Source organism: Rahnella sp. 2050 (assembly GCF_040544515.1).
Taxonomy (GTDB): domain Bacteria; phylum Pseudomonadota; class Gammaproteobacteria; order Enterobacterales; family Enterobacteriaceae; genus Rahnella; species Rahnella aceris.
In genome coordinates this window covers 82,575-97,128 of sequence record NZ_JBEPKE010000003.1, presented here as the reverse complement: position 1 = coordinate 97,128, position 14,554 = coordinate 82,575, and the positions used below count along the sequence as shown (strand labels likewise).

Genomic DNA, 14,554 nt, shown 5'->3' with positions numbered 1-14,554 from the left:
CGTTAATGTCCTTTTGCTGAGTTCCAGAGTAAAGAGATGCCCGCCAGAAATAACATGATGTCGATCAGGCGGTTGAAGGATGTCTCTGACATCTTAATAACAAATTTTTTGCCAATAAGCATCCCTGTCGTCAGTGTGCCACCCACCAGCAAGCCGCTCAAAAACACCGGCCACGGCATTGCACCAATCACGCTGAACGCTGAGGCTTTGGCGAAATAAATCGCGAACGAAGCGGCAGCCTCGGTGGAAAGCAGCGCACCTTTCACCAGCCCGTAACCGGCGAAAACCGGAATGGTCAGCGGGCCGGTTGAAAATACCACACCGGTCAGAAACCCTGTCAGCGTGCCTGCCATCGCCAGTTGCGCACTGCTGAGGGTAAACGCCCGGCAACGGGCGTAATGACGCAAAGGGATCAGCAACAAGAAGAACGCGCCGATACACATATTCGACAGCGTGGCGGGCATTTCCCACAGGGTATTTGCGCCGAGAACGGCGGCGGGAATGCCGGGCATGGCGTACAGCAAAAATGCCCGAATGTTGATGTCTTTGCGCCAGAGAAGCACGCGGGAGATATTGCCGACAATAGCGGCAATCGCCATCACCGGAATCGCAGTTTTCGGGCCGAAAGTATACGTCAGCGCCGGCAACAGCATGATGGAACCGCCGGTGCCGACAACACCGCTGATCACACCCGCCAGTATGCCCGTCAGAGCAATCACCACATACATCACGTCACATTTCCTTTTCTCAGGGGGAATGCGGGCGATGATAGCGTTTAGGAAATGGCGTAACCCGTGATAAAAAGTCACATAATCGTGATTAAAAAGGAACGATCATGCATGCACTTCCCCCGATAACGGCCCTCCGCGCCTTTCTTGTCGCCTGTCATGCCGGGAGTTTTACCGCCGCAGCGCAGGAGTTATGCATTACGCACGGCGCGGTAAGCCGCCATATTCAGGGGGTGGAAAAGTGGTTTGGGGTGAATTTATTTCGTAAAGAAGGCCAGCGGCGGGTGCCGACACCTTATGCGCTGACGCTGGCACGCGAGCTGGGCAGTGCGTTCGATACCCTGTCGGATATCGCCCTGCGCTACGGTAATGGCGGGCGGAATAACGTGTTCAATGTCAGCGTGCCAACCACCATGAGCCTGAAATGGCTGCTGCCTCGCCTTGATGATTTTTATACGCAATTTCCTGAGGCAAACCTGCAAATCTCTACGGCCAATACCGAGCAGTTACACATTGTGGGGCATTACGATTTGCTGATCCGTCGTGAAACCGGTGCCACGGAATATTCCGCGATCCCTTTTCTGGCTGATACCCATTGCCTGATGGCCGCCCCGGCGCTGCTCAAACGCTTTCCGCTGGAGACGCCGGAGGACGTGCTGAAATGTCCGCGCATTGAAACCCTCACCCGTCCCGGACACTGGAATTTATGGCTGGCGGCGGCAGGGCTGGAGAAACCGCCGGTCAGCGGCTTTCGCCGTTACGATCATTTTCACGTTTCGTTGCATGCGATGCTGGAAGGAATTGGCGTCGGGCTGGGGCCGGTCAGTACGTTGTCGGCGGAAATCCGTCGCGGGAATCTGATACCGCTGTTCCCGCAGATTACCGTCGCGCCCTGCCATTACCACGCCCTGACGCCAGTGGGCGTGCAGAAAACCCTGATCCACCAGGCGTTTGAACGCTGGCTGGTGGCCCAGGGTGAATGCGGCAATCAGTCGTAATTCTCACCATATAAACCAATCAACCGCCGCACGACGCCGTTGGTCCAGCCGAAACCGTCCTGCAGCGGATATTCCCCGCCGCCGCCTTCGCGGGATGTGTCGCCTGAAATGTGGTATTTCTCAATCAGTTTATGGTGTTGCTGATAATACTGATTCACGGTTTTCAGCCAGTTACGGGCAATTTCATCGCCCAGCACATCATTGCCGTATTGCTTAAAGCCCTGAATCGCCATCCATTGCAGCGGTGCCCAGCCGTTGGGTTTATCCCACTGTTGACCGGTTTCATATTCTGTCGCCATGATGCCGCCGGGTGTGAGTAAGCGGGTACGCACGGCGTCTGACAGACGTTCGGCCTGATAATGGCTGGCAAGTCCGACATACAAAGGCACCACGCTGGCGGCAGAAAACAGCGCCATTTGCTGACGGTGCCAGTCGTAATCACGGAAACAACCTTCGTTGTCATCCCACAGATAACAGTTGATGGCCTCGCGGCGTGTTTCGGCTTTCCGGCGGAATAACGTTTCGGTGACTTTATCCCCTTTCAGTCCGGAAATATTGGCAATGGTACTTTCCAGCTTGTGCAGAAACGCATTCAGATCCACCGGGATAAATTGCGTGGTGCGGATGCTGGCGAGACGATGCCCGTCACGCAACCAGCGCGACGAATAATCCCAGCCGGATTCCGCGCCAGCGCGCAAATCGCGGTAAACCTCATTTGCCGGGCGGCTCGAAAGTTTCGCGGTTTCGACATCTTCGCGCCACGATTCATCGCGCGGTGTGTCCCTGTCATCCCAGTAACGGTTGAGCAGCGTGCCATCCGGCAGGCAAACCACATGCCGGTAAGCCTGATTCGGCGCCAGAGAATCCGCGCCGTCCATCCAGAACTCATATTCCATTTTCAGATGGTCAAGGTAACGCCGCGCACCGCGCACGCCGTCTTCCTCGAACAGTTCGACCATCAGCGCAAACACCGGTGGCTGGGAACGGCTGAGATAATACGTGCGGTTGCCGTTAGGAATATGGCCGTACATCTCGATAATCCAGGCGAAATTATCCGCCATGGTGCGCAACAGATCATTACGGCCACTTTCCGCCAGCCCTAACATCGAAAAGTAAGAATCCCAGTAATAGGTTTCACTGAAACGCCCGCCCGGCACCACATAGGCCTGGGGCAACGGCATCAGTGACGACCAGGGCACGTGGTCTTCCGGCTGGCGCGTGAGCACCGGCCACAGTTTGTCGATGTGCTCTTTCAGCGAATCGCCGGGGTCGGAGACGTATTCATCATCACGATGTTCCGGCAGCCAGAAATGCGCGTCCACAAATCGTTTCAGGTTGAAGCCCGGATGGTTTTTTATCCGCCGATAACGCAGCAATATGTCCAGCGGATCCATTTTCGGCGGGCAGTCGGGAAAGGTTTTGCTGTCCTCGAAAAGCCCTGAAGATTGCACACTGGTAAACAATTCCAGATAACGGTCGGCAGGCGTTAAGGCATCAGAAGGCGGCAAACCTTCGATCATCCCCGGCTCCGGTTCCGCATCCATCATCCGGTCAAGGATCAGTTCAATGGGCTCGAGCTCGCTCAGACGCGTCTCTTCGCTATCAGCGTTTTCGCTGTCAAACAGCGCGTTTTCATTCGTCTGGTAATTCGCATTTTGCATATGCAGCAAGCCTCTTGCTTAGAAAGTTTATGCGACAGCGTTGTTTTTTTCTCCCTGTGGCGAAATGGCGTATAAATCGCGCAAATAGGTTTCGCCCCAGTTCGCAATATCATTTTTACGCAGCACCGCCATCATGTCGTTATAACGCTCAAGCCGTTCTTCCAGCGGCATGGTCAGCGCTTTATCCAGCGCCGCCGCCACGTCATCACGGTCATAAGGGTTGACGATCAGCGCCGACGTTAGTTCATTCGCCGCACCGGCAAATTGTGACAAAACAAGAACGCCGGGATCTTGCGGATCCTGCGCGGCGACATATTCTTTCGCCACCAGATTCATGCCATCACGCAGCGGCGTTACCAGCCCGACATCCGTCAGACGGAATAATTTCATCAGCAGGCTGCGCTGGAAATGCTGGTTGAGGTAAAACAGCGGCGTCTGGTTGATGCCACCGTATTTACCGTTGATGCGCCCCACCTCGGTTTCCAGCTGATGACGAAGTTCCTGATAAGCCTGCACGTCGCCGCGTGATGTCGGAGCGATTTGCGAATAGCGCACTTTACCGCGATGCTGCGGGAATTTTTCCAGCAATGCCTCAAAGGCCAGAAAACGTTCCGGCAGCCCTTTGGTGTAATCGAGACGCTCGCAGGAAATGATGTTTTTCGCTTCGCGAAGTTCACGTTCCATCGCCGCCATTTTCGGTGGCAGCGGGCCTTCGGCCATTTCCTTTATGCTTTCCGGCGCAATGCTGATCGGGTATACGCCAGTGGCAAAGGTTTTGCCAAATGTCTGATGCTGATGCGCGTCGCAATCTTCAATATCGGTCAGTGCCTTGAGATTATCCAGAAACGCCAGGCGGTCACCTTCGGTCTGGAAGCCCAGTAAATCATACTCACACATCATCTTGAGCAATTCATCGTGCGTCGGCACCGCATTAAAAATTTCCGGGGTCGGGAACGGAATATGCAGGAAGAAACCTATGCGGTTTTTTACGCCGAGTTTGCGCAGCGCAGCGGCAAACGGCAGTAAATGATAATCGTGGATCCACAAGATATCGTCTGCTTTGATCAGCGGCTGCAATCTTTTCGCCAGCATGTCATTGACCCGGCAGTAACCGTCCCAGGCTTCACGCTGGAAATCCACCAGATCAATACGATAATGAAGTGCTGGCCAAAGTACGGCATTGGAAAACTGGCAGTAATACAGATCGTAATCGTTTTGATTAAGCGGAACCGAAGCGTAAGTAATGCCGTCATCTTCCATCAGATTCAGGTCATCCTCTTCTTCGCCCGATATTTCACTTATCTCACCATTCCAGCCAAACCAGAGGCCTGATGTATTTTTCAGCGCATCCAGAATGCCCACGGCCAGTCCACCGGCGGATTTGGAACCGTCAGGAATGGCAATTCGGTTAGAGACAACCACCAGGCGACTCATAATTCAGACTCCTTGTTAAATGTTAATGTGTGACGTTGTAACGCCTCGATCCAACGGTAAACATCGCGAACGGTTTTGACGCGATAATGCGCCAGACTTGAACCTTCGCCGACTTTCACCGTGATCCCCTGCATGGCGTTAACCACTTCGAACCCTTTTTCATCGGTCAGGTCATCGCCGACGAATACCGGAATACGCCCGGAAAATGGCGTCTGTTGCATAAACGTATAAATCGCTGCGCCTTTATCTTTACCGCGGGGTTTAATCTCGAGAACGCATTTACCCGGCTGAAGAACAAGCTCAGGGAATTTTGCCACCACGGATTCAGCCAGTGCTAATACCTGCTGCTGATGCAGCATCGCCTGACGATAATGCAAAGCAAAAGCCATGCCTTTGGTTTCGAGCAAGGTACCCGGCAGTGCGGCCATGCCCGCTTCGAGGGTCTGTTGCACCTCCTGCGCCACATCATCGGGTAAGGTGACACGGTGCAGAGTGCCATTACCGTCGCGCATTTCAGCCCCATGAACACCCGCAGCAGGGAGAACCAGCGGGCTGACCAACTGATCAAGCTGTTCCACCGGACGCCCCGACACCAGCGCCAGCGCGCCGGAAGAGGCCGCAAACAGCGTTTGCAGATGATCACGAACTTCAGCGGGGATGGTGACGGCATCCGGTTCAGCGCGGATTTCAGCAAGTGTGCCATCGACATCGAAAAAGAAGGCGTATTGGCGACTGTCCAATACAGGGAGAAGCGGTGTTTCGGTTGTATTTTCCTGAATTTCTGCAGTCAAAGTGACTCTCCTTTTAATGAGTTACAGCTCAACGCGTCATTGCGTTGAAAACCTCTGAAATGAATTATCAATAGGTAAATATAGCTCTGAACAGGAGAGTTGTAGCGATTATCAGATTAATCCAGACCGCGTCAGACGGGCATTCCCGGCAAAAAATCCCTGCCGGCTGCCCGTCCGGGGGTTAGGAACCGGGGCCGGTTTCTGCCGCATTGACTATCACACTGATGCCGGAATGCTGCGCCAGTTTTATGCAATCCTGCGTGTCCTCTCCGCCGGAAAAAGCCAGCACCACATCCGGCTGGCTGTCTTTCATCATAAAGAGATTGCGGCGTATTTCGGCGTATTTACCGTGCAGTGACCAGTTAGCGGGATAACGGACAATGTGCACATCGGCGGTGCGTGCCCAGCGTTCGATCATCGCGCCCAGCGACTGATGTCCGCCGTGGATCAGCACGCTTATCGGGTGTGATTGCGAAAACGCATCCAGTGCCCGTTGTACCCTGTTGATATCTGCATAAAAGCGCCCCGCGCAAATCAGTACCCTCATGTTCTATCCTTCTGTTTTTATCATTTTGTTTTTACTTCCGCGTGTCCGTGGCGTCATCGCTCAGGCGATCAATCACCGGATACGCCACCGCAGCGATATGATGATGAACGCGCCGGTAATCACGCAGCACACGCTGGAAAATATCGCCGGATTCCGCCCAGGCATTTTTATCATCACGCAGATTTTTGAAATGCTCGCGGCTTGCCCTGGCTTCAATCTGGCGGATCACCTCTTTGCGCGAAACCAGCTGATGCGCGGCTGAGAGATCTTCACCCAGGAATGCGGTGACCGCCAGGCGCTGGCTGTTCAGGATCTCCGTGTGCAGCAAACCCATGTTGTGCAGTTCAACGTCGCTGAAAGGTACATTGCGGCGGGCACGGCGTGTCGCCAGCTCGGTGAGGCTGGTGGAAAGAATGTCTCCGGCGTGCTCAATGTTAATCACAAACATCAGGATTTCCTGCGCGCGGTCGGCATCGCTGTCACTCAGCCCTTCCTGTCCTAAATCCGCCAGATAGGCGCGGATTGCCGCACTCAGACCGTCAAGCGAATGATCTAACCGGCGGATTTCAGCCGCAGCCTGATTATCAGCAGTCTTGAATAACGTCCGCAGCCGTTCGAGCATCAGGTTAAGCATGTCGGCCAGCCGCAGGGATTCACGCACTGAATTGGAAAGCCCGATATAAGCCACATCAAGCCCGGTTTCGTCGAGATACACCGGCATTTCTGCATCAGCGGCAGGTTGTTCCTCCGGGAAAACTCTTTCCAGCACACGGGCCAGCGGGCCGGTCAGCCCGATAAATACCCCGGCCAGCACGGCGCTGAACGCGGTGTGAAACCACACAACAAGTTGCGGCGTGGTCAGCGCAAGACCCGCGGCAACATGGCTGAGCAGCGGCATCAGGGCCAGCGCGAAAACACAGCCCGCGCCGCGCACCAGCAGATTACCCAGCGGCAGACGGCGCGCCACCGCCGAACCGGCGTTCAGCACCGGCGGCAGTGCGCCACCGATATTGGCACCCAGCACCAGCACCATGGCGGTCACCGGCGTCATCACGCCCGTGGCGGCGAGTGAGGCAATCAGCAAAATCACTGCCACGCTGGAATGACACACCAGCGTGAGAATGATGGCCACCATCAGGGCAATCAGCGTATCGCCTTCTAATCCCTGCATCACGGCGCTGAATACTTCCGTGTTTTCGATGTGTCCGAGTGTGGCACTCAGCAGGCTGAGTGCCAGCAACATCAGCCCGAGGCCGATCAGCGCGCAGCCTGCACTTTCAAACCCGGAATGGTCGCGCATTTTGAACACGACAAAACCGCTCAGTATCAGCAACGGTATGGCGATCGCGGTGTTGAAACTCATCAGTTGCACCACCAGGGTGGAACCGACATTTGCGCCGAGCATGACCGCCAGCGCGGGCGCCAGGCTGAGCGTGCCCGCGGCGGTAAAAGAGGTGGCCATCAGGCTGACTGCGGTGCTGCTTTGCAGCAAACCGGTAATACCGATCCCGGCGAGCAACGCCATCCAGCGGCTGGACAGATGATGGCCCATCCAGTGGCGTAACGGTGTGCCGAAGCCACGTTGCAGCGCGGTCGAAATCATGTGAGATCCCCACAGCAGCAGCGCAATAGCGCCTGCCAGATTGACCAGCAGCGTAGTGCCGGATTGGGAGGTCATGGTTGTTACAGTGTGGGTCATAGACATAGCGGCTCCCCTTTTTCAGGGTTGTCATTGTTATTCGTTACAGCGGTTAACGCGCATCACAGCGGGTGCAGGTGCCGTCATCGCGACGGCACCCGGGTTCTGCGTATAACAGTTCAGCAGATCAGAACCACTGTTTGAAACGGCGGATATAAATCGTTTTCATACCTTGTGCCACGCAGCAGTAAGCCAGCAGCGTACCGGCCAGCCACGGGAAGTATTCCCACGGCAGCGCCTGCAATCCGACAATCGGTCCGAGCGGAGAGAACGGCACGTAGATACCGACCGCCATTACCAGACCGGTCATCAGCATCACCGGCCAGGCGGCAGTGCTCTGAATGAACGGGATCTTCTGGGTGCGCAGCATATGCACCACCAGCGTTTGTGACAGCAGCCCTTCCACAAACCAGCCAGACTGGAACAGCGTTTGCACCGATTCACTGTTTGCGCTGAACACAAACCACATCAGCGCAAAGGTGGTCATATCGAAAATCGACGAGGTCGGGCCAATCCATACCATAAAGCGGCCGATGTTTTTTGCGTCCCACTTACGCGGTTTTTTCAGGAACTCCTTGTCGATTTTGTCCCACGGCAGTGCCAGCTGGGAGATGTCATACATCAGGTTTTGCAGCAGCAAATGAATCGCCAGCATCGGCAGGAACGGAATAAACGCACTGGCGACCAGCACAGAGAACACGTTGCCGAAGTTAGAACTGGCCGTCATATTGAGGTATTTCATGATATTGCCGAAAGTCTCGCGCCCTTTCAGTACGCCCTCTTCCAGCACCATCAGGCTTTTTTCCAGCAGGATAATATCGGCTGACTCTTTGGCGATATCGGTACCGCTGTCGACGGAAATGCCGACATCAGCATCCCGCAGCGCAGGCGCGTCGTTGATCCCGTCGCCCAAAAATCCGACAGTGTGGCCGTTGGCCTGCAACGCTTTCAGCACGCGGGATTTTTGCAGCGGCGTCAGCTTGGCAAACACCGTGCGTTCTTCCACCAGCTGGCGCAGTGAGGCGTCATCGAGGCGTTCAACCTGCGAGCCGAGTAACGGTTCACCCGGCTCCAGACCGACCTGACGGCAGATACGGCTGGTCACGATGGCGTTATCGCCGGTCAGCACTTTCACCGTCACACCGATATCACGCAGTGCGGCAATCGCCGGACCCGCAGATTCTTTCGGCGGATCAAGGAAGGTCAGGAATCCGCTGATGATCAGATCATGCTCATCGTCAGTGCCATACTGTTTTTTGACGTCGGCTTTCAGGATCGTCCTGGTCGCCACCACCAGCACACGGAAGCCATCCTGGTTGTAGTCGTTGGCCATCGCCAGTAACGCGTCACGACGTGAAGGATTCAGTGCCACCACTTTGCCGTTTTCATGCATATGGGTGGAAATACTGAGCATTTCTTCCACCGCGCCTTTGCACACCAGCAGGTGATTCTCCAGCGGATCCTTCACCACGATCGACAGGCGACGACGGATAAAATCGAACGGCATTTCATCGACCTTGCGGTAGCCCTGCGGCCTGACGAAGCCCGGTGTGTTTTCGGAGAAGTAAATCACCGCCTGATCCATCAGGTTTTTGATGCCGCTCTGATGAAAACTGTTCAGCCACGCCAGTTGCAGCACGGAATCATTGTTCTGACCGTGCGTATCGATGTGGTGCTCAAGAATGATTTTATCTTGCGTCAGCGTGCCGGTTTTGTCCGTACACAGCACGTCCATGGCGCCAAGGTTCTGGATAGCGTTCAGGCGTTTTACGACCACTTTGCGCTTCGCCATTGCCACTGCGCCTTTCGCCAGATTGGCGCTGACGATCATTGGCAGCATTTCCGGCGTCAGACCCACGGCTACCGCCACCGCGAACAGCAGCGCGTCCCACCATTCACCTTTAGTAATGCCGTTGAGCAGGAACACCACCGGCACCATTACCAGCATGAAACGGATCAGCAACCCGCTGACGCTGTTCACGCCGCGATCAAAGGCCGTTTGAGCGCGGGTACCGACAATGGCTTTGGCAAGCGATCCGAAATACGTCCGTGCGCCGGTCGCCACGACCACCGCCTGCGCGGTGCCACTGACCACGTTGGTGCCCATGAAACAGATGTTGGGAATATCCAGCAGGTTTTCGTTTTCCTCATTGAGGGCGCTGGCCGATTTAGGGGCGACATCGCCCATCGTGTCGTACTTTTCGACCGGCAACGCTTCACCGGTCAGCACTGCCTGACTGATAAATAAGTCACGGGATTCGATCAGCCGCACATCGGCCGGGATCATATCCCCGGCGTAAAGCTGCACGATGTCACCGACCACCAACTGACGCATCGGGATTTCACACAGTTTGCCCTGCCTGCCCGGCATGTCGCGGCGCAATACGGTGGCAGTGGTGCGAACCATGGCTTTCAGCGCTTCGGCGGATTTTGCCGAACGGTATTCCTGCCAGAAACGCACCAGCCCGCTGAGGCCGACCATCGCGCAAATGATGTAAACCGACACCAGATCCGTTTCTTCTCCGGCGCGCAGCGGCAGCCAGTAATCGGTAAAGAAGCTGATTATCGCCAGCACGGTGAGCACATAAATAAACGGGTTGTTGAATGCTTTGATTAACTGAACCAGCGCGTGAGGTGGCCTGTCGTGTGCCACTTCGTTGTAGCCTTCTTTCTCCAGTCGTTTCGCCGCTTCCCCATGCGTGAGGCCCGCGCGGCTGGCATTAACATTAATCAGCGTCACGTCAATGCCGTTTTTGGCTTCCTGAGCGGCGCGCATGGAGAGCGCCTGTTTCTTTCTTTCTGCTGTTTTTCTTTCGAGTGTATTGTTGTTTTGTACAGTCATGGTGGTGCTCCTGTCACCGGATAACGTGCAGGGGAATAATGTCGCCTGTTATTTCAGGCAGTAAAAACCCTTCACGTTATTTCAGTGATCGGTATTAAATTCATATCGCGCAGAATTCCCCGCCGTTTATTATCCTTTAATTAAAAAGGGCCTAAACAGAGTGAAACCGATAGTGTGTCTTTTATTGACGCGTAACTTTTCTGTGTTTTTTATTACGCGAAGAATTTCTATTTCGCGGATAATAAAAAGACAGTGCCGTCAGGCATCAGTCAGGACGATGTTCAGCGCAGCGTAATGCCGGGACTGAATCAGATGAGGGATAACCGACTTTGGGGTTCTTCGCTGTCAGAAACGATGCAACGTTGCTCCAGTTGACCGGTGACAGGGCTGACACGCCATGTGGTGATGCGTGCGTTCACCCTGCTGATTTTAGAAGAAAAAATGGATGGAGAGTCTTTCTTATGCGCAGCCAGCGTCCGGTCGCGGGACGGGCGTACACGCAAAGTGGATGTCAGGGTTTTGACATCAGAAAAAAGGGTAGATTTGAACTTCATAACACACCTCGGGACCGTGACATTCAGGTTGAGGTGAGATTACACCAGAGCATCAGGCTCTGGTGAGGCGCACCCAAACGGTGAAATGATCACAATCGATTTTATGTTTACTGTTCCGGTGCGCTATTTCAGCGTCATCCGGCAAGTTACTGGTTACAGTGTCCATTAGTCTCTTATGTAAAGTTAATAAAGGCCGCTACTTCCGGCTCGTGCAATTTACCCATGCGCCCTATTATTGTCAACCCGCAAAAACTGCTTAATATGTTTCGTTTATATTTCAGTGAGGAAATAGCCGGACAGCATGCGCTGACCGGCTGACAGACGTCACACCGTAATGTGATAACGTCAGAAATTATATTGGATCCCCAGGCGTAAACGGGTTTGCCTTTCGTCGGTGGTTTTCCTGACCGAAACATCACCGATCTCGGCATAAGGCGTCCATTGCTTGTTAATATTATACGCGACCTTTAAATCCTGCTCATAATCCCATTTGTCGTTGTCATACAGGATCTGATCGCTGTGTTTATAAATATAGTTATATTCAAATCGCCAGTCTGCCAGACGGTAACCCAGCCATATTTCGCCGCGATTGGTTTTACGGTCTTCGGTATTTTCTTTGGTATAACGGGTATATTCATAACGATAACGGGCATTGAAATAAATGCCGCTGTCAAAGGTATATCCCGCAGTTAAAAATGGTTTGTAGATACTGCTGTCAGAGCTGGACTCCAGCGTGAATCCCGGCTGGACGAACACTTCTGGCGTCACTTTAACCTGATAGCTGATGGTGCTTTCTGTACCATTATCTACCAGATTATTAAAGGGTTTATTCTCATTGTCGCCGCCGGATTTCCATTTAGCCTCCAGCGAGAAACCGAACCCGTTGGCGAAGCGGTGGGAGACCAGCGCCCTGTCTTTATGTTGTTTACTGTCATCGAGCCATTCGTGGCGAAGGTCAATTGTGACGGCCTGACTGCTGGCGCTGGCCAGCAGTAAACCGCAGATCATCAGTCTGCTATTTTTCATTTTTATAAATCCCAGAGATATTGAGTAGTATTGTTTTATATAAAGTATTGACTGTTAATAACGCCGCTTTATTTGTTTTTCAAAAAGTCAGCGTAATTAAATCCGCCGTCTGAAAGACGGGTAATCGGATCCGGCAACCGCAGAGAAATATAATCTCCCGGTTTAATTTCCTGATGCTTTGTATTCACCGTTTTGTGGTCAGCGTAAAAATAATTACTGTTATCCACATTACCGGTCACGGCATCGTCATACTTTCCTGCGGTGGTGCGCAGCGAAATGTTGTCCTTAAAAGTGCCCTGCTTGTCAGCCGTGGTGTATGGCGAAGGCCGGAACAGGAAGTTGAAGCGTTTGTTATCGACTGCGCGGTTGTCTTCGATAACCAGCGCGCCCGGATTGAAGTTGTCGGTAAAGCCGTCCATGCCGTTGCTGACCGCGACGTTGTGACGCACCACATGGCTGACCGGTAATCCTTCGCCACCCAGTTTGAAGCCATTGCTGCCGTTGTTCACTGACAGGCTGTGCTCAATGGTCACACTGCCGTTCGGGCCGTCTTCGATTTTGTTGAACAGGTCGAAACCATCGTCAATATTGTCGTGGGAATAACAGTTCACCAGCCGGTTACCCTCGCCCACGCGCATTTTGACGGCAAATCCGTCGGCGTTCTTGCGCCCCGGATCCTGATTTCCCCAGGACTCAGCATTGCTGATGAGATTATGGCTGGCCCATAATGCCCGCCCGATGCCGTCCGGCGATGCCACCCAGATGCCGGTATCGTCGGCGTGATGCGCCTTAACGCGGTCGATATGGTTATAGCTTCCGGCAATATGAAAGCTTTTTTGCGTAACGGTAATGCCCTGAATATTCCAGTAGCTGGCATTGAGTGTCAGGCCGTTAAACACTACGTTGTCGCCCTGTGCACGCAGGGTTTTCCGGTTTTTTTCGGTGCCGCTGGCGGTTGCCGGGATCACGCTTTCCGGATAGTCACCCTCTTTCAGCCACAGCGTGCCGCCCGGTGCTAAAAGATTAACGGCACTGTTAAAATCCAGCGGATGTTCAGCCGAGCCGTCATTACTTGCCGCGCCAGCCGGTGAAACATACAACTGGTCAGGATTGCTGACCAGCGCCATACTCACCGCAAATTCCTGCGTCACCGGTTTGCCGTCTGCCGGGGTGTAGGTTATTTTCAGCGCTGTCACCGGTTGTTCAGCATGAAACGCAACGGCGACCACTTCACCACCGCGTACCGCTTTTTGCGGCAACAGCGGTTTACCATTCTGATCAACCTGCACCTGTCCGTCACCGTTAGTACGTAACTGGAACACACTGTCGCGGCGGGTAATGACCGGCGATGACATCACCTCAATACGCGTATTAAGTGACGGTGTCACATACGGCGCAGAGGGCTGAGTATGCGCTTCGCTGAGTGTCAGCTTTGCGTGATCTACCGTCATTTTGGCATTGCGTGAGGCGAAGAAACCGACGTAATACCCGGTTTTATCCAGTTGTGTCACGCTGTCCGCGCGCTGCACGGATTTGCTTACCCACTGATCACTGCCTTGTGGCGCATAGGCGACGGTAAAACCGTTGTCCGTGCGGGTCAGTCGCAGCGAAAAACGGGCTGGCGTACTCAGCGGATGATAGCTTTCACGTACCATGCTGATGCCTGTATTTCCCCAGGGTTGCTGTACGCCCTGACGGGCAATCATCGCCAGCACCGGCGGTTTATCGCCGATGGCCATGACGCTGTTCATCACCATATTTGATGCTGCCGGTAACTCCTCAATGCCCGGTTTGGTCACCGGCTCACGCGGATTGCCCAGAATATCGCGTACCAGTAATCCGGCCCCTTCCTGCCCGGCGGGTTTCGCACCATTTTCCGGCCCGAACTGGTTGAGTGTGATCTCCGCTTCAAGCTGGAAATTCACCTCCGCCGGTAAGCGTGTATAGAAATAAGTTAAGCCGTCGTGACTGTTACCGACTTTGCCGCCACGGCTTTCGAGTGTGAACGGCGTGCTGAGCACGGTGCCCGCCGCCGGAACTGCTTTGCCATCTGCCAGTAAGGTTTCGTTCATGCCGATTTTCTCCGGCAGAACGTTGGTGGCGAAATTGACGTCGGTTGACTGACCAAATGTGATGCTGTGCCAGACCAGTTTGCCGGTATCCGGCAATGCAGCGGCCAGGCTTTGTACGCTCATTCCGAGGGACAGCGCGACAATGACAAATTTTGATGCCCACATAATCGTTCTTATCCTAAAAACGTGAGGGGTCACTGGC

The 14,554-nt window shown here is 54.1% G+C and carries 11 protein-coding genes; 1 reads left to right on the top strand and 10 read right to left on the bottom strand.

The annotated features are described in order from the left end of the window. Positions 1-2 precede the first annotated feature (2 nt). Positions 3-728, bottom strand: a complete 726-nt coding sequence (locus tag ABIC79_RS14030) for a sulfite exporter TauE/SafE family protein (RefSeq protein WP_112197998.1) — start codon at positions 726-728, stop codon at positions 3-5. Positions 729-835: 107 nt separating this feature from the next. Between ABIC79_RS14030 and ABIC79_RS14025 the strand changes: the two genes are divergently transcribed. Beyond that, on the top strand, positions 836-1,726 hold the full coding sequence (locus ABIC79_RS14025; protein ID WP_131637545.1) for a LysR substrate-binding domain-containing protein: 891 nt from the start codon (positions 836-838) through the stop codon (positions 1,724-1,726). On the opposite strand, the gene ABIC79_RS14020 is transcribed toward ABIC79_RS14025, so the two are convergent. The 9 genes from ABIC79_RS14020 to ABIC79_RS13980 form a co-directional block, all read right to left on the bottom strand. Then, positions 1,717-3,387 (bottom strand): alpha,alpha-trehalase, encoded by a 1,671-nt coding sequence (locus tag ABIC79_RS14020; RefSeq protein WP_013577718.1) that lies wholly within the window; start codon positions 3,385-3,387, stop codon positions 1,717-1,719. The genes ABIC79_RS14025 and ABIC79_RS14020 overlap by 10 nt on opposite strands. A 27-nt stretch (positions 3,388-3,414) precedes the next feature. Further along, entirely contained in the window at positions 3,415-4,821 is a 1,407-nt protein-coding gene (gene otsA, locus ABIC79_RS14015; protein WP_354567546.1) for an alpha,alpha-trehalose-phosphate synthase, read from the bottom strand. Continuing rightward, a complete protein-coding gene (otsB, locus tag ABIC79_RS14010; RefSeq protein WP_013577720.1) occupies positions 4,818-5,612 on the bottom strand; it encodes a trehalose-phosphatase in 795 nt (264 codons plus the stop codon). The genes otsA and otsB overlap by 4 nt, the downstream gene beginning before the upstream one ends. A gap of 181 nt (positions 5,613-5,793) precedes the next feature. Next, positions 5,794-6,159, bottom strand: a complete 366-nt coding sequence (locus ABIC79_RS14005) for a DUF2493 domain-containing protein (RefSeq protein ID WP_013577721.1) — start codon at positions 6,157-6,159, stop codon at positions 5,794-5,796. A gap of 31 nt (positions 6,160-6,190) precedes the next feature. Further along, the gene (locus tag ABIC79_RS14000; protein ID WP_354567544.1) at positions 6,191-7,864 is read right to left on the bottom strand and encodes a Na/Pi cotransporter family protein; all 1,674 of its coding nucleotides are present in this window, start codon (positions 7,862-7,864) and stop codon (positions 6,191-6,193) included. Positions 7,865-7,985: 121 nt separating this feature from the next. Next, complete coding sequence (gene mgtA / locus ABIC79_RS13995; protein WP_354567542.1) at positions 7,986-10,700, bottom strand: magnesium-translocating P-type ATPase; 2,715 nt, start codon at positions 10,698-10,700, stop codon at positions 7,986-7,988. A 308-nt stretch (positions 10,701-11,008) separates the two neighbouring features. Beyond that, complete coding sequence (locus ABIC79_RS13990) at positions 11,009-11,254, bottom strand: hypothetical protein (RefSeq protein ID WP_013577724.1); 246 nt, start codon at positions 11,252-11,254, stop codon at positions 11,009-11,011. A gap of 345 nt (positions 11,255-11,599) precedes the next feature. After that, positions 11,600-12,280 carry an oligogalacturonate-specific porin KdgM family protein gene (locus tag ABIC79_RS13985; protein WP_013577725.1) on the bottom strand — a complete coding sequence of 227 codons (681 nt, stop codon included), beginning with the start codon at positions 12,278-12,280 and terminating at the stop codon, positions 11,600-11,602. A 68-nt stretch (positions 12,281-12,348) separates the two neighbouring features. Continuing rightward, positions 12,349-14,517: a right-handed parallel beta-helix repeat-containing protein gene (locus tag ABIC79_RS13980; protein WP_354567539.1), complete on the bottom strand. Its 2,169-nt coding sequence runs from the start codon at positions 14,515-14,517 to the stop codon at positions 12,349-12,351. Positions 14,518-14,554: the final 37 nt, after the last annotated feature.

Bases quoted from the DNA above. Each gene is read 5' to 3' on its own strand.
- ABIC79_RS14030 (WP_112197998.1), bottom strand. From the start codon at position 728: ATGTATGTGGTGATTGCTCTGACGGGCATACTGGCGGGTGTGATCAGC.
- ABIC79_RS14025 (WP_131637545.1), top strand. From the start codon at position 836: ATGCATGCACTTCCCCCGATAACGGCCCTCCGCGCCTTTCTTGTCGCC.
- ABIC79_RS14020 (WP_013577718.1), bottom strand. From the start codon at position 3,387: ATGCAAAATGCGAATTACCAGACGAATGAAAACGCGCTGTTTGACAGC.
- otsA (WP_354567546.1), bottom strand. From the start codon at position 4,821: ATGAGTCGCCTGGTGGTTGTCTCTAACCGAATTGCCATTCCTGACGGT.
- ABIC79_RS14005 (WP_013577721.1), bottom strand. From the start codon at position 6,159: ATGAGGGTACTGATTTGCGCGGGGCGCTTTTATGCAGATATCAACAGG.
- ABIC79_RS14000 (WP_354567544.1), bottom strand. From the start codon at position 7,864: ATGTCTATGACCCACACTGTAACAACCATGACCTCCCAATCCGGCACT.
- mgtA (WP_354567542.1), bottom strand. From the start codon at position 10,700: ATGACTGTACAAAACAACAATACACTCGAAAGAAAAACAGCAGAAAGA.
- ABIC79_RS13990 (WP_013577724.1), bottom strand. From the start codon at position 11,254: ATGAAGTTCAAATCTACCCTTTTTTCTGATGTCAAAACCCTGACATCC.
- ABIC79_RS13985 (WP_013577725.1), bottom strand. From the start codon at position 12,280: ATGAAAAATAGCAGACTGATGATCTGCGGTTTACTGCTGGCCAGCGCC.
- ABIC79_RS13980 (WP_354567539.1), bottom strand. From the start codon at position 14,517: ATGTGGGCATCAAAATTTGTCATTGTCGCGCTGTCCCTCGGAATGAGC.